General features: G+C 57.4%; 15 protein-coding genes. 2 read left to right on the top strand and 13 right to left on the bottom strand.

What is annotated here, in order from left to right; genetic code table 11:
• Positions 1 to 11: 11 nt before the first annotated feature.
• From ACFCXQ_RS14410 to ACFCXQ_RS14395, 4 genes are read right to left on the bottom strand one after another with little or no spacing between them, the layout of a single operon-like run.
• Complete coding sequence (locus tag ACFCXQ_RS14410) at positions 12 to 422, bottom strand: hypothetical protein (protein WP_379551769.1); 411 nt, start codon at positions 420 to 422, stop codon at positions 12 to 14.
• Positions 423 to 452: 30 nt separating this feature from the next.
• Positions 453 to 1490, bottom strand: a complete 1038-nt coding sequence (locus ACFCXQ_RS14405) for a GumC family protein (protein ID WP_379551767.1) — start codon at positions 1488 to 1490, stop codon at positions 453 to 455.
• Positions 1487 to 2728, bottom strand: coding sequence for a hypothetical protein (locus tag ACFCXQ_RS14400; protein ID WP_379551766.1), 1242 nt, complete (start codon positions 2726 to 2728; stop codon positions 1487 to 1489). The genes ACFCXQ_RS14405 and ACFCXQ_RS14400 overlap by 4 nt, the downstream gene beginning before the upstream one ends.
• Positions 2729 to 2736: 8 nt before the next feature.
• A complete protein-coding gene (locus tag ACFCXQ_RS14395; RefSeq protein ID WP_379551764.1) occupies positions 2737 to 3546 on the bottom strand; it encodes a polysaccharide biosynthesis/export family protein in 810 nt (269 codons plus the stop codon).
• A 217-nt stretch (positions 3547 to 3763) separates the two neighbouring features.
• Between ACFCXQ_RS14395 and ACFCXQ_RS14390 the strand changes: the two genes are divergently transcribed.
• On the top strand, positions 3764 to 5167 hold the full coding sequence (locus ACFCXQ_RS14390; protein ID WP_379551762.1) for a hypothetical protein: 1404 nt from the start codon (positions 3764 to 3766) through the stop codon (positions 5165 to 5167).
• Between the two features lies 1 nt (position 5168).
• Complete coding sequence (locus tag ACFCXQ_RS14385; RefSeq protein ID WP_379551760.1) at positions 5169 to 5978, top strand: WecB/TagA/CpsF family glycosyltransferase; 810 nt, start codon at positions 5169 to 5171, stop codon at positions 5976 to 5978.
• 15 nt (positions 5979 to 5993) lie between these two features.
• Here ACFCXQ_RS14385 and ACFCXQ_RS14380 read toward each other — a convergent pair whose 3' ends face one another.
• The 9 genes from ACFCXQ_RS14380 to ACFCXQ_RS14340 all read right to left on the bottom strand — a co-directional run bounded on the left by ACFCXQ_RS14380 (position 5994) and on the right by ACFCXQ_RS14340 (position 15222).
• Positions 5994 to 7334: a DUF1996 domain-containing protein gene (locus ACFCXQ_RS14380; protein WP_379551758.1), complete on the bottom strand. Its 1341-nt coding sequence runs from the start codon at positions 7332 to 7334 to the stop codon at positions 5994 to 5996.
• Between the two features lie 10 nt (positions 7335 to 7344).
• Positions 7345 to 9045: an SGNH/GDSL hydrolase family protein gene (locus ACFCXQ_RS14375; RefSeq protein ID WP_379551756.1), complete on the bottom strand. Its 1701-nt coding sequence runs from the start codon at positions 9043 to 9045 to the stop codon at positions 7345 to 7347.
• Positions 9045 to 9320, bottom strand: a complete 276-nt coding sequence (locus ACFCXQ_RS14370; RefSeq protein ID WP_379551754.1) for a spike base protein, RCAP_Rcc01079 family — start codon at positions 9318 to 9320, stop codon at positions 9045 to 9047. The genes ACFCXQ_RS14375 and ACFCXQ_RS14370 overlap by 1 nt, the downstream gene beginning before the upstream one ends.
• A gap of 104 nt (positions 9321 to 9424) precedes the next feature.
• Positions 9425 to 9748 (bottom strand): hypothetical protein, encoded by a 324-nt coding sequence (locus tag ACFCXQ_RS14365; RefSeq protein ID WP_379551752.1) that lies wholly within the window; start codon positions 9746 to 9748, stop codon positions 9425 to 9427.
• Between the two features lie 118 nt (positions 9749 to 9866).
• Positions 9867 to 10550 carry a hypothetical protein gene (locus tag ACFCXQ_RS14360; protein ID WP_379551750.1) on the bottom strand — a complete coding sequence of 228 codons (684 nt, stop codon included), beginning with the start codon at positions 10548 to 10550 and terminating at the stop codon, positions 9867 to 9869.
• Entirely contained in the window at positions 10547 to 11584 is a 1038-nt protein-coding gene (locus ACFCXQ_RS14355) for an acyltransferase family protein (protein ID WP_379551748.1), read from the bottom strand. Before ACFCXQ_RS14355 ends, ACFCXQ_RS14360 begins: the two co-directional genes overlap by 4 nt.
• A complete protein-coding gene (locus tag ACFCXQ_RS14350) occupies positions 11581 to 12846 on the bottom strand; it encodes a glycosyltransferase family 4 protein (protein WP_379551746.1) in 1266 nt (421 codons plus the stop codon). Before ACFCXQ_RS14350 ends, ACFCXQ_RS14355 begins: the two co-directional genes overlap by 4 nt.
• Positions 12843 to 13805, bottom strand: a complete 963-nt coding sequence (locus tag ACFCXQ_RS14345) for a glycosyltransferase (protein ID WP_379551745.1) — start codon at positions 13803 to 13805, stop codon at positions 12843 to 12845. The genes ACFCXQ_RS14350 and ACFCXQ_RS14345 overlap by 4 nt, the downstream gene beginning before the upstream one ends.
• A complete protein-coding gene (locus ACFCXQ_RS14340; protein ID WP_379551744.1) occupies positions 13798 to 15222 on the bottom strand; it encodes an oligosaccharide flippase family protein in 1425 nt (474 codons plus the stop codon). The genes ACFCXQ_RS14345 and ACFCXQ_RS14340 overlap by 8 nt, the downstream gene beginning before the upstream one ends.
• Positions 15223 to 15228: the final 6 nt, after the last annotated feature.

Here is a 15228-nt window from a genome sequence, read left to right as displayed (position 1 = left end):
GGTCTTTCACATCAATCAGCATGGACTGGGGTCTTCTTGCGCCAGAACATCAAGCGCTGGAGAATGGTCGGCTTGGCATCTGGTGTTGGTTCATTTCCAGGGAGCGGTCCAACAACGGGGATCATCGCAAGCGGTCTTGCGCCGGTAATACGGGCAAGCGCCGACGGGTCACGGATCGGGCTCAGCAGGAACTCGACCGCCATCGCCAGTATGAAGCCGAGACCAAGGCCGCCAATAATGCCCAATGCTGAGATCAGCGGACGATTTGGGAAAGACGGCGTGTCTGGAATGACCGGCGGGTCAACTACACGCAAGCGCTCACCCATTTGCTCTTCATTGGCCCGCGCTCCAGCGCGCGCTGCGAGCAGCCGACCGGAAATCTCGTTTGCTTGCGTGTACAGCGTAGCGAGGCGCTGCTGCATTTGCTCGGCTTGTTGCTGGATCGCAGGGGCCTATGCGCGTTCGCTGAGCACTGCGGAAACCTGAGCCTGATCGCGCGCTTTGGCAGAACGCAATTGCGCAATCTGATTGCGGTTGAAGGTGATTTGGCGTTGAATATTCTCAACTGGCAAACGTTCAATATTCTGGCGTGCAAAAGATCTGGCCTGCTCAAGGCGTTGCTTGGCTAGAATGACATCGGGATGCCCTTCGGTGTAGCGCGCGCGGGCCGCCGCTAGCGAGGCTTCTGCGCCAACAACAGCGGGGTCACGGTTATCCGCTGAGCCCAGCGATTGGCGCTGAGCCTCAAGATCAGCGATTTCTCGCTCAAGCGTTGCAATCTGAAAATCATACGTCGCGCCCGCGCCGCCAATTATAGGGGCTCCGCCAGCGGCCAAAACGCCGCCATATCGCTGATTAAAGGCAGAAATCTCTGCCTCTTGGCTCGCGATTTGGTTTTGCAGATCAGACTGCTGATCAGACAGGAATTGTACCGTTTCATTGAGCTGCGCGGTATTGGTGGTCGCATCGACTTCGACGATCCGCTCCATCAACTGCTGGGCAACGGCTTGTGCGCCAGCCGGCTCAGTATATTCGAACGACAGCAGCACAGAGATTGTCTGGCCTTGGCGCCCAGGGCCGATTTCAATGGACTGCGGTTCTAGAGTAATAGAGTCGCGCATGCCCTCGATTAGCTCGGACAATGGCTCGCTTTCACGCTCGCTGGCGTAAAGATCATTGTTTTCAATCAGGCCAATAAGAGCAGGGCGATTGATGATCTGCTGACGGATTGCCTCAATACGTTGCTCGGTCGCCTCGGTTGGCTGTGAGCCAATGACATCGGCGGGCAGGCTTGGTGCCTGAACCAGCAGGATCGCGGAGGATTGGTATTTTGTCGGTAGCAGAAACGCTGCGGCAAGTCCGCCGACAATGCCGAGGACCGCCGGAATGATTAGCCACCATCGGCGCTGCCACATGATTGAGGGAAACTGAGCGAAGAAGGCGCCAAAGCTTCCGCCGCCCTCATTCTCAGTAGAAACAAATTCATTCATCGACGATCACCAAGCCTTACTCTGATTCCAAGACCAAAGTTTACACTGGCATCCGTTGCTAAATCGTCACGATAAAGACGCGAGGCGCCAGCAAAGATAAAACCATCGAGCCGATCGTTGAAACGGCGATTGATTGCAGCCCGTACATCAGCAAATTCAACTTGCGGGATAAGCAGAGGGCCAGTGACGCCATCCGATGTCCGCGCATAATTGCCGCCAACCGTCAAACGGTCACGATCAGACAGGCGCTCTGACAGGGAAACACCCAGCGAATCCGAATTGCGCACACCGCCAAAGGCCGTTGGTAGCGGGGTCCGCCGGTAGTTGAGGCATAGATCACGGCGATTGTTACGCTGGCACAGCGCGGCTTGCGTGGTCAGGGTCGTCACATCGCGCGCGGGGACCAGCGGGGTGCCATCAATTTCGGTCTGAGCCACGCCCACACCCAGTTCGAGCGAGCCTTCAGAGCCGATTGCCTGATTAAGCGATACACCGCCGCTGTACGTCGTTGTGTCACCGCTTAGTTCATCGTCGAAATTGGTCTCGCGGATGCCGCCAAACAGACCAACACTGGTCCGCTCGTTCAAACGGTGCTGCCAGCCGACATCGCCTGAATATGACTTATATTCTTCGCCCTGTAGGCTGTCTGAAAGCGATAGATCCTGGAAGCCTGCACCGAACGTTATGGTGTCGCGTTCGGAAACTTGGCCATCAAGCCCCGCACCAACATTCCATGATGTTGTGCGACCGTCTTGTCCCAGCACAGTGATATCATTGCCAAGTGCCGGATCGATAGGGATGCTTGGGCCGCCAGGATTTTGAACCACTGGCACGCCAGTTTGAGCAAGCGAGCCTAGCCGTCCGTTGCTGGAGAACACGCCGGCATTGGCACGCAAGGTCACGCGCTCCGAAACGCGGCTCGCGACGCTTGCAAAGCCGCCATAGCGGTCTTCACTGTCGTAATCGCTGGCAAACTCGCGCAAATTGGCGAAGGCTTCCAGATCAAACGTTGTTGTGCCCGTTTCGGTGCGGATCCAAGGACGAACTTCGACCGTGCCAGCCGGAGCCAGGTCTGTGTTGGTATCGTTGAGGATCGGATTGCTTGCGGCCTCAGCGCTCAGGCTGAGATCAACGCCTGCCTTCGTGCTTTGCGCATGAAGAGGGGCGCTCGCTGAGTGAAGCAAGGCCGAGCTGCACAGCAATGTAGCAGTTGAACGTGTCAAAAGTGATTTGGTCATAGATTTTCTCATGGAACAATCAGAACGTCACCCGGCAGAATGCGGATGATGCCTGCTCTTTCTACATCGCGGGCGCTAACACCCGTTTTGAAAAGGCTTCCGAGACGAAGGCGGGTCGAGAAAACCTCGCCCTCCTGCTCCCGGATCAACGTCACGCTATCAAGATTGGCAAATTCAGCTGGCCCGCCGGCCAGGCTGAGTGCTTCAAGTACGTTTAAATAGCGACCAGCGGTAAACGCTCCTGGTGAGCGCACTTTACCCATTATTGAAAACTGCAAGCCAGCAGTCTCGGCAACCGATACCGTAACAGTCGGAACTTCGCCGCGATATTGCGCACGTAAGCGTTCACGCACCATGCGTTCGACATCTTGCGGCAGTGTTCCTGCAACTTGCAATTGACCAACTAGCGGGAATGCAATGCTGCCATCGGGCAACACTGTGAGGCTGCGCTGAAGGCGCTCCTCACCCCAGACATAGATCTCAAGCGCGTCACCAGCGTTGATCTGATAGCTCGATATCGACGGCGTCGGCGGCAAAGTCGCAGGTGCTTGGTCGGCGGTTTCGCTAGCCGTGCTTCCATCAGCGGCCACAGTTGCTTGTGGCTGCGCTACCGCTTCCATCGGAGCGCTCGCAGTGGCCGTGTCAACGCCAGTAGGCGCATCTGCATCACTGGTTTGTGCGACTGCTTGAGGAGCGAGCAAAATCGTCGCAGCGCTTAGCGCGCTGCACGCACTCGTACGCAACGCGCGGTAAGCGCTCGCACGCAATCCGTCCCACAAAGAGGCATTGTATTTTTCCAAAGCGATTAACCCCGCCATAATTCTGGACTATCCCTACAGCCAAGGTATTAACACGGTCATGACACATGGCCAATCTTTTGTGCGTACCACTCTCTCGAATTGGGACATGCGTCGCCTCATTCTTTTACCTTTGGGCGCGCTCCTAATGTCTTGCTCCAGCCCCCTTGAAAAGGCCTATCAAGAGGCGGGCGTCGCCGAGCAATTGTTGCAACAAGGCAACTTAGTTGGCGCTCGTATGGCGGTTGCGAGAGCGCTCGGACATCGCGATGATCAGGTGCAGATTTTACAACTTGATGCATTTATTAAGTTCCAAATGGGCGATTTGATTGCCTCTTATGAGGCATATCGCATCATTTTAGCGATTGATCCCAACCATTTGGGGGCTCTCGTTGGGGTTTCGCAGCTGGGTCTTAGCACTGGCAATTTTCGGGAATCGCGAGCGGCGATTGAAACCGCTTTGGCAATTGACCCACGCCAGGCCGACGTGCTGCTCGCCAAAGGCATCCATGCCTTGATCCGCAAAGAATATGACGTTGCGGTTGAGACAGGCGAACAAATCAACGAATTCCTGCCGGATGATCCGCGGGGCATTATCTTGCGGGCGCGCGGCAGTTTCCTCAGAGGCGAGGAAGAAGATGCAATGAATTTGCTTTACGCAGAGGCTGAACGCATTGGTAACAATCGCCTGATCGCGACTGCCCTGCTGGAAAATGCCCGCACGCAGCCAGATGTGAAGATCATGCTGGAGCAGTTGAGTTTCCTGCGCAGCAATTCGCCAGAAAGCATCGATCTTGCAATTGATGAGGCAAATATCCTCTACAAAAGCGGCCAGACTGACAAAGCGCGCGAAATTGGCGCAGAAATCTTGACCAGATTTGGCGAAGACCAAGATGCGATTGGCCGCTTGCTCGAGCTGTGGCGCGAGTATGATGCGGCGCCGCTCAGTGACCAGGAAAGGGGACGATTGGCAAACTCCGGCGCGGTGGACGCGCGCCTTATTGCAGCGCGCTACTATTTTGAAATTGGTGAACTTGATAGCGCCGAGCAGATTGTCGAGGGCATGGACGATGCTCGTGGGCGCGGCATGCTTGCGCGGATCGGAGTGCGTAGGGACCGGCTCAATGCTGGCGACGCCGCAGAGGCGATCCTTGAAGAGGATGAAGGCAATTGTAACGCGCTTTCGGCTCTCGCCGAGGCGCGGCTAGCAACGGGCAAGGCCAATGACGCGGTGCGCGCTGCGCAAGTGGTTGCGACCGATTGTCTTGATCGCACTGATGGCTTTCACATCTTGGCGCGCGCGTACCGCGCGGCTGGCCGGACCAGTGGCATTGAACGGGTTTATCGTGAGGGGATCGACACGCACCCGCAAGACCTGGGCCTAACGACACAATTTGCGCGCTGGTTGTTGGAGCAAGGGCGCGATGCGGGGGCTTTGTCTGCTGTTCGTCGCCTCACGAAAGTGGCGCCAGCGCGCGCTACCACGTGGGGGCTATATGCAGAGATTTGCGAGGCGGTGGGCAACACCGCTTGTGTCGCCGAGGCGAAGAGTGCCCAGGCAGTCGCCGAGAATAACTTCGCCATCGATTTGTTGCCGGGGCAGCGCCCTGCGAACCCTCTGACCGGGCAAAGCTGGCGCTAACATGGAGCAAGGGGGCGAGCGAGCGGTGCCCGAAGCTGGGTCCTCGGACGTACTGGGTTTAACAGAGCGCCGCGTCGATTTCCTTGGTGCGCCTTTTACACGCATGACCCTGTCAGAGGCCGGAGCATGGGTGACTGGTTCATGCCAGTCCGACACTTTTCGCTATTTGGTGACGCCCAATGTCGACCATATCGTTATCTTGAACGAGGAAAATGGCGAAGCTTGGCATGATTTCTATCTCGGTGCGGTCGTGGGTAGCGATCTCTGCGTCAACGATAGCCGTATTTTGGGCCGTCTGGCGCGGCTTTCTGGGAAGGAATTGGGGCTGGTCCCCGGCAGCGATCTGGTCCGCTATCTCTTGACCGAGCAGGCTCAGCCGCCGCAATCCATCGCTCTGATTGGGGGAAAGATACGCGAGCAGGAGTGGCTGCGATCAAATTTGCCCGAAAGCGATATCGTACATTTTGATCCGCCAATGGGTGTGCGCCAGAATGAGGCTGCGCAGATAGAGATCGCCGAATTTGTCGAGACGGAGCGCGCTGATCTTGTTCTTATGGCGTTTGGTGCGCCGCAAAGCGAGATCGTGTGCCGCTTGATCAAACAGCGCGGTAAAGCGCGGGGTGTCGCGCTGTGTATTGGTGCATCCGTCGAGTTCTTAAGCGGCGCTCAGACCCGCGCACCGCGCATTATGCAGGTGGCGGGCCTTGAATGGCTCTATCGCTTGCTAAGCGATCCGGCGCGCCTCTGGGAACGCTATTTGGTGCGCGGCCCCCGCGTTTTTCGTTTGTGGTGGAAGAGCAGAAACGCTTGAAGACTGCCGGCCGACTTATCGCTCCTCAAAACGATAAGCCAATGCCTCAGCCATGCTCAAGCGCGGCTTGGCATCAAAATTGAACCCAGCAGGTCGCTTCAGCTTGGTCCCATCGCCAAGCTCGCCGTCAACACAGCTAAGTAGCCCGTCAATACAATTGCGATGGAAGCGCTCGCGAATCTCCGGTTCAATCGCCTCAAAGTAGTCGCCATGAAAGGTCCTGCCGCCTTCGGTATTGGCCATACGATCGCTCGAATAGCGCCACTCCTGCGGGCGATCACCTGCACTCAAGGTGGTCACTTCGAAATAGGTGACCGTTGGAATGACTAGGGGGTGCGTTGTCGGGCAGCGCAATTGGCCGGTGTTTTTCTGGCGCGATGGATAAGCAAGATGCGATTGGTGATCCGGAGAGTCGGTGCGCTCACCATCCCAACATTCAGGTCCGCGAATAGAGGCCCGCAGCTTTCCTCCCGGATCGCAAGCCTCGGTCGCTTCGGCTATTGTTGGCGCAATCGGACCGCCTCCGCAATCAAAGCGCACGTTCGCGCTCTGGTTGTGCCCAAGTGCGTAATTGGTCCCATAAATGATCCGTAGTCCGACCGGGAGATCAACACATGCCTCTCCTAGGTCGGTGCATTTGACTGAGCCTTCCGGATAGCGCTTGTAATAAAGGCCGGTGTAATCTGGGACGACGACGAGATCATCTTGGTCGAACAAAACCGGCGCCCAAATCGCGGTGCGATAGGTGCTGCCGCCGTAGCATGAACTCTCGCCGTTCTCGCGCAGGCTGGGATAATCTGAGTTTTCGTCAGTCATCGTATTGCCCATGAAGCGGTGCAGATGCCCGGCTTCGGCGCGGCCCGGAAAGACGATGGGGTCAACCCGGGCAAAATGGCTGGTCATGCAGAAAGTACGGAATGAGCCGACCACATCTGGAGCACCTGACGGCGGTGTGCGCCGGCTCACGCCGATTGTCGCCGGTGATATTGTGTCTGAGGCAATCGGCTCAAACAGTCCGTCCGATGCCGGCTCAGGTTGCGGGGACGGTGGCTGCGTCTCCATCTGCAACGCAGCGACCAGCATCGTGTTCGCGTGTTCCAACGAGGATGCCTGTGTTTTGAGAGCCTCATTCGCCTCACTAATCAGACATGCAGCGTAATGGAGTGCCGCGGTCTGCTCGTCTTCGCTGGACGGCAGGGCCGCCTCCCTATCCTGCGCGCAAGATAGGGAGGGACGCTTGCCTAAGGAATCGGTGTTTGCCTCACCGGGTGTTTCAGCGCTCAGCGGCGCATTGAAAGCTGGCTGGACCAAAGCGCAGACTCCAAGGGCAGCAGCAAAGGCAGTTCTTGCGATCATTTGCTTGTCCTTATCCTGCACCATAAAGCACATACCCTGACAGACGCCGCCCGAACGGGGCATTAAAGCTACCTGGACCATCGTCGGTTTGTTGCGCAACCACCAGGCCGAAATGGCTTGATTGATACACAGTCGTGCCAAGCTCGACGAGCGACATTGCGCCATTCGCGGTCACTGCATCGGCATTTTCTCGGCCTAAATAACACAGCGCGAGACCGTTGGCGGGAGTTGTGCCCCAGTCGGGCGTCAAAAACGGCTGGCTTTGGTGCGGCGGCAAGGCTGTGTCGCTTTGTCCACCGGAAGACATGAAGCTCGCTCCTTGAAGCGTGCCCCAAGCCATGAAGCGATGCGTCGTTCCGCTGGTATAGGAAACGACAATCTCATGATCGCCAGCAGGCAAATCCGGGCCTTCCCAGACTTCAAATCCGCGTGTTGCGGCGCGGAAGCTGCGCAATCTGCGAGTACACGCTTGTCCTCCGACAGTGACTGATACCACAGGGTTGTTCACCCAAAGCTGGATGAGCGGCATGCCCGCATCAAAACTCTTGGTGGTGGTGAGCGCCGCAGATGATCCCTCGAAGCTCTCATCCTTCCCGCCATGTAAATACGTTGCTGGGGCTAGGTTGGCGGCTGTTGTGTAGTCGATTGCGCGGGTTTCGCCGCCAATCGTCAAGCTGATGGTTGTCGCAGTCTCGAAGCTGGCACTGGTAGTCAGCTGTACGTCAACAACGTCGCCATTATAGAGATGCGTCATGCCAGCTCCCGCCGCAAAACTGCCTGCGCTATTGACCCGGACACCCGGGTTGCCAGCTCCACTTACCGAAACATCTCCGGGTATGCCTGCATGTGCGAGGCCAGAGATAATCAGCCGCCTCGTGATCACCGTGTCTGCAGCCAAATCCGCTTCATCCTGCGGCCAGACAGACGCGTAAGGAGCGGTTGATGCCTCTCGCGTGGTGTCGATCAGCGTGTCGAGCACGGCCCTATACTGGTCATACAAGCGGTTCTGCCCGCCAGCCTGTGCGGGCGACGTGTCAAAACTGGTTGGATGAACGCTATCGCCCCATAGTGATGGGGCAATCGAGGGGCTTTCTTGCCAATCGGGATGTTCGGCAAGCGGCATGTAATAGTCTGCAAACTGTCCCCAAACGGATGGATCACGCGCCGTCGCGACCAGATCATTCCGCCTTGCGGTAAATGTCGCATAATTGGGGTGCTGATTGTCCGGATTGTATGGGAATGGTGCAGACCAAGCGATGCGGCAATCGGCTTTTTCCGCCTTCACAGCAGCATAATAATCGGCCATCTGCGCGCGGTAAGCCGCTGCATCTGTGCCGCCCGCGAGATCATTTGCGCCGATCATCACGGTCACCAAATCTGGCGCATACGCCATGTCTTCGGCGACATTGCCCATCAGGCTATTGCCATTGTCATTGAGATTGGCGGTAGAGCCGATTGTCCGGCTGGCCTGTGCGCGAACCTCGATTGCGGTGCCTGGCGTCGCATCTTCAAAGCGATAGGAGTAGAAGCTTGAGCTATAAACCGATGGCGTCGTCGAGGTGATGCTGTCGCCCTCAATCACCATTGTTTCAACCGCATAAGTGGGCGGCGGAGGCGGCGGCGGCGGTGGGGGCGGAGGCGGTGGTGGAGGCAATGCCTCACCAATCGGCCTAAGCGAAGCTGCCGTTAGATTAAGGCCGAGCTTCAGCATCAGGAAAGACCAATAAGATTGGTTGCGCTGGTACCGGTGACGCGGACAAATTCTGGGCGGATGGGTATGATTTGTCCGGCGGCGGCATTGATCACAACGTCAGTGTCAGAATCAATTGCTCTCAGCGTGATTGCACCACTACCGCCGATGAGGATCGCTTTGGGTAGCTGGGCGAGAGCTTCGGAGTCGGAAGGGGTAATTGCAAAGGCTTCGCGCGCTGGGCTCGAAAGCGTGTCAGCATGGCTTTCATAGCGGTCGAATTCGTTGGACGGCATGGCAGAATATCCTCGTTTGAGCGCGTAGGGATTCGCGCAAGGACGGTTCTGCTAAAACCTAAATCATATTGTAGGAAAGTGAAAAGTCACCAAATAGGTAAAATTCAAAGCGCTGCGAGCGCAATCATCGCCCAGAGAAGCAGGCTGGTCACAGAGATCAGCGCAAGCCGAGCCTGCATTGACATCACTGCTTTTGGCGTAGCCAGAGCCGCAGCGTCTGGATTGGTCACTTCTTCGGCCCATTGCGAGAGCATGTCCTGCAAATCTTTTGCTGGGCTCGGACGCCATGTGTCCGGATGACGAATAGCATCGGAAAAGGCTGTGGCGGCCGTGTTGCCCTCTAGCTGAGCAGGTGCGCGCGGGGTCGGTGGCGATGGCTCCGCATACGCGAATTGATCAAGAGCTGGTTTTCTTTGCGCCTGTGCCATAATTCACTCCCCGAATGTTTCGAAGAATGTGACGACCAGATCTTAACAAAGTGTCACTTTTCTGCCCGCGCAAAGGAAGAAAGCTGGCCGGAGAATAGTCCTCCAGTTGTAGGCGCGATCAGTAGACGTCGGCTACAGCCTCGGCGATCACATCTGCGCTGATATCAGCAGTTTCAGAAAGAGTGCCCTTTCCGACTTCGAATATTGCGGACAGGCCCACCATGCGAGGTTGTCCGAGATATTTCTCAACCGTGTGATAATGCGGGCGCGGAACATAATCGTCGAAGAACAACGTCGCGTTTTGCTTAGCCGCCACCACCGCTTTGGCCGCATGCAGCGCGCAAGACCGGCGAAACCGTCCGTCGACGAGGATCAACTGTGGGCACCAACCCTCTTTAGCAGCGATTTGCAAAGGTCTCTCGGCATAGGCTTTCCAACCGGCCAGGCGCGAGGTGGTTGGCCGCGTGAACACCGGAAAGCTCCATTCTTCGGTCAAGCCGATCCCAGCGTCGAGCAGGCGCGTGTCAGCATTTGCAGGCAGGGCAGCGCGAACTGAACGAGCGTAATACGGATCGCCTTCCACGCTGACGGTTTTGGCTCCGGCTTTTGCGGCGAGGACAGTTGATGCGCCTGATCCATATTCGATGTAATGGGAAGTCTTGGCGATCCGCGCCCGGAACCAATCGACCGCTTCGGGCGCAAATTGTGGGGTCTCGCTCACGGTGAAGCCATTACGCGTTACCCAGCGCAGTTTCGCCGCGCGTATGCCGCTAGAGATAGCATGTGTGAACCAGTGGTTCATGGCTTGTTTCCAATCCCGTTGGCAATCCGCTTACCCCAGGCGGTGAAGCGCGCCTCGAAATAGAATGTGGAGATATGCGCGGCAAGGAAAGTCACGGCCAGCAAGACCGGGCGCAGCGCATATTGCACGAGCTTGGAAGACTCTTCGCCGCCAAGAAATGTATGGCCCAGCGGTCCGTGCCAGACATAAAGCGCATAGCTGGTTTGCGCGACATATTTGGCTGGCTTGCTGCATAGCGCCCAACGCAAAAGCTCCGGCAGAGCATAAAGCGATAAGCCGACGGTCGCCGCGGCAAAGTACGGCCGTAGATATTGCAAGGGACCGCTCTCCGGATGGGCCGCAGCAAGCAGCATGAAGCCTGCGCCAACGCAGGCCCAAGGATTGATCTTCTCTTTGAAGCTCTCGACCGGAAACTTGTTCAGCACCAGAGCAAGGCAGGCCCCAACAAGAATCTCGTCAACGCGGTGCCAGGTAACGATCGAGATAACTTCGCCATCAATTATTCTCAGCGCGGTGAAGCCAGCACAGAATAGCGGCAGAAGATAAAGTCCGCGCCTACCCGTTAGCGCCACAAGCAGTGCAACGCCGAGGTAGAAATGCATCTCAACGCATAGGCTCCATAAATGCGCTCCGCCGCTCATCAGTGCGGCAGGCGGCAGATTGGAGGTGAACAGCAGATTGCGCAGCGCCGTCTCGCTAGATGCTCCATGCCATATGAGAAGAACGGCCATGGCGGCCCACGCCAGCGGCAATATCCGGAAAAGACGTCGGATCAGGAAGGGCACGATCCGCTGGTCTTTGAGCAAGAGCCGCGTGATCAAGAAACCGGACAATGTAAAAAATAGCGCCATGCCAGACGCGGCGATCATGTGGTTGGCTTGCAGAATGCGCGGGATCGGCATCCAATGTCCGACCAAAACAAAAATGATGCTGACCGCACGCCAGCCATCCAGCACGGCGATGTGATTGGCTTGCACGGTGGTGGTGGCGGCTGGCACAGGCGCCACCGCTGGAACTTGCGCAGGGGCGGTCAAGGCTGTTCTCCTGATAGAGTCTGGTCTGCATTGCTCCCGAACAGCGGGATGAGTGGCGCGGCAGCGCCAGGGTATGAAAACTCTCGCTCGACCAATTCTCGCCCAGCTTCAGACAGCTTAGCGCGCAAAGCAGTGTCGCCAATAAGGGTACGCAATTTCACTTCTAGGTCTGCCCAACTGCCGGGATCAAACAACAAGCCCGTTTGGCCATCCACGATGATCTCCGGTATGCCAGCAACGCGGGTCGAAACGGCAGGCACGCCCAGCGCTAAGGCTTCCATCAACACGATGGGCAAGCCTTCCATGAAGCTTGGCAGGACGAGAATGTCGGCTTTCGCGATCGCGGCCAGCGTGCTCATCTCATCCAGCCTGCCAGTGAATTCGATATGGTCGGTGAGGTCAGCGCGCGCGACGATCTCTTTCAGGGTGCTTTCCTGAGGTCCATCACCTACTAGTTTCAGACGCGCTGACACACCTTTGGCGCGGAGCGCTCCAAGAGCGGAGATCAGACCCGCATGGCCCTTCTCTGGTGAGAGCCGCCCGACGCAGATCAGCTCAGTCTCGCCGCTTTCTTGAGTTTTGGGATCTGCTGGTGGCAAGTCATTAAGATCAATCGCGCAGCGTACCAAATGTAGCTTTGGCCAGATTTCCGGGCCGACCAGGCGCATCGCCTGCGCCCTGCCGAAATGGGAAACGCAGGCTGCAAACCTCGCCTCTTCAAGCTTTGCTGGCAAGAGGTTACCCGCCGGATAGTCAAATTCGGAGATGCCATGCAGCGTCAGGCTCCACGGAATATCGAGATATGTTTTGGCGAGCAGGCCGACCGTTGCGGCTGGGTTGGCGAAGTGATTGTGCAGATGCTCCACATCGTCGCGGCGCAGCTGGCGTGCGAGCGTGATCGCCTCTACAAAGTAGAACAGTGCCCAAATGAAGGCGCGCAGGCCAGGTACACGGTGACGTAGCGCCAGCCTCAGCGTGGAGAAATATCGCGGTGGGCTGCTGAATAGAGCAGCCAATTGATCCCCAAGCAGGCCAAACACGCCTCGCTCTAGGATGAAGAACGTTTCGCGAAAGGCGTCATTCTCAAGCGGATTGTCAATCGCGTGGCCCGGTGCGCGGATCGAATAGGTTTGGATCGCCGTGCCAAGGCCGCGCAGGCTGGCGATCTCGCGGCGGATAAATGTGTGACTGGGCGAGGGGTACTCACTCGTCAAATAGCCGATCACGGGTTTGCCAGTGGGTGAGGGCGATGCAATGCTCATTTATACTCTACCGTCCCGCCCGTCTGTCCGCGCAAACGCCGCAATTGGAACCGGGCGATACCCAGCAATTCGGCAAACTTGCCAGTCATTGAAAGGGTTGCTGCGAACACCCCATCGCGCGCCATCAGACGCAGCCATTGCGCCCCCGTCAGAGCTGGCCAAAGCAGCAACATGATGGGGTGGAAGATCCATGCGAGCGCGAAGGACGCGAGCGGCAAAAGCAAGGCCCAACACACCGCGCGGATAATTTCGCGGCCATAGAGGGGGCCGCCCGGCGCGGTCTTTGTGGCGAGGTTGGCCTGCATATAACCGAGGCCGCTGCGCACGGCGCGGTTCCAATATTGGCCATATCGTTCCAGCGCGGCGTCATGCACCGTCATTGCCTCATCAAGCCGCATGATCCGCCAATCGGCCCCGCGCAGACGCGCGCATAGTTCCGGCTCTTCGCCAGCAATCATGGCTGGGTCAAACCCGCCGACTGCCTGATATGCGCTGATCCGGAAAACTGCATCGCCCCCGCATGCCGCTGCTTCACCAATGGGGGTATCCCATTCTTGATCGATCAACGCATTGTATGCGCTTGCCTCTGGGAAGCGCTCTTTGCGTCTGCCACATACTGCCGCGTAATCTGTGTTTTCGATGAGAAAGGCCATCGCTGCGCTGGGCCAGCTGCTGACGATTTCGCAATCACCATCGACAAACATGACAAATTGCAGATCCGGCGCGATACGCATGAGTTCAGCAAAGCCTTCTGCGCGGGCGCGGGCGGCGGTAAACGGGCGATCCATATCGAGCGGAAGGACATGCGCGCCGAGCTCTTTCGCGCGGGTCTGGCTGCCGTCGGTCGAGGCGGAATCGACGTAAACCACTGGTAGATCGTGGCATTGCAGAGAGGTGAGACAGCGCACCAGTCGCTCCCCCTCATTGCGTCCAATCGCAATGACCCCCAACTCAGCCATTCAGCAGCCCCTCCATCGCCCACCATTCCTCTGGCGAGGGTACAAGGCCTAGCGCACCAAGGCCGAGTTTTACAATTCCTGCGACGCCTAAGACGGCGAGCGAAAGAAGAATATCCTCGCGATATTTGGCAAAGCCCTCGTGCCGTGCGGCGGGCACCAGAGCGGCCCAACGGGCGACTTCAGCTCCAATCAAGACGCCGAGAGCAGTAAGCAGAGTTCCCTGCGCCATAGCGATCGGCAGGACGACCAGCAGCACAGCGAATTTCACGAGGTTAGCGCGCGCACCCGGTGCTGGCTTGCCGCAGCCCATCAACATGGATTCGCTGAAGGTTGAGAGCGTGCTGAACCAGATGGCGTAAAGCAGGATCGGCAGGATGAAGGCCGCCGCGTGATAACGCTCGTCATACGCAAACAGGATAAACTGATCGGAGATCGCCATCCCGCCGCCGATCATGACGGCGAGTAGCGCGAGGACTTTAAAACGTGTGCTGCGGATACGCCCAGCCAGTTCGTGACGGCGATCTTGAATGGCTGCTACCTTGGGAAAGACGAGGAAAGCGCCAGCGCGCTGGCCGACTTGGCTCACCACTTCGCTATACGAACGGGCGACGGCATATACGCCAGCCAGCGCGAGTGGCAGTGCGTCGACAAAGTAGAGCCGGTCATAGCTGGTCGCCGCGAAATAGACCGCTGTGGAGAGGAAAATCCACTTACCGAAATTGACGATTTCATGGACATGCGCCTTGTCCCACTGAAAGCTCGGGCGCGGCCCTGACCCGATGAGATAACTCAAGACGCAAGTGAAAGTGGTGCTGGCGACCAGCGCGATTACTAGCGCCCAAACATTCGGGATCAGAATGGCCAGAATGATCGAAAGGCCGCAATGAAACACCGTGTAAGCGGTATCAAAGACCGCCCGCTTTTTCAGTTCGAGGCGGCGCTGGATCAGGAACAGGTTTACCGAATGAAAGCCGGTGATCAGAAAGATCGGGCTGACCGCCAGCATGATCCAGAAAAGTTCCGGGCGCTCATAAATCTGCGCAACCGGATAGGCCACGACGAGCGCGATTGTAGTCAGCAGAACCCCGCGCAGCACTTGCAAGGTCCATGCAACATTGAGGAATTTTGTGTCCTCGCCATTGGGTGAGCGCACCACGCTTTGCCCAATGCCAATGTCTGACAGAAGCTCCGCGCCGGTCCGTAGCGTATTAACCAGCAGCATCAGCCCGAAGATTTCCGGTGCGAGCAAGCCGGCAAGCACGATATTCGTGCCAAGACGCAGCACTTGGTTTGTCGCGAAAGGTGCCGCAACCCAGCCAGCCTCACCAAACAATTTGTTGGAGCGAAACTTGGCCGTGACCTTGGATAGGATGGGGATGCTGGCTGTCATGGTCGTGTGCGCATAAAGTCGGCTCAAGCGATT

It is taken from the genome of Qipengyuania rhodophyticola, from assembly GCF_042493225.1.
In the GTDB taxonomy this organism is placed as follows: domain Bacteria; phylum Pseudomonadota; class Alphaproteobacteria; order Sphingomonadales; family Sphingomonadaceae; genus Erythrobacter.
Note: the sequence above shows the minus strand (reverse complement) of the source record. Positions and strands in the feature narration are given on the sequence as shown.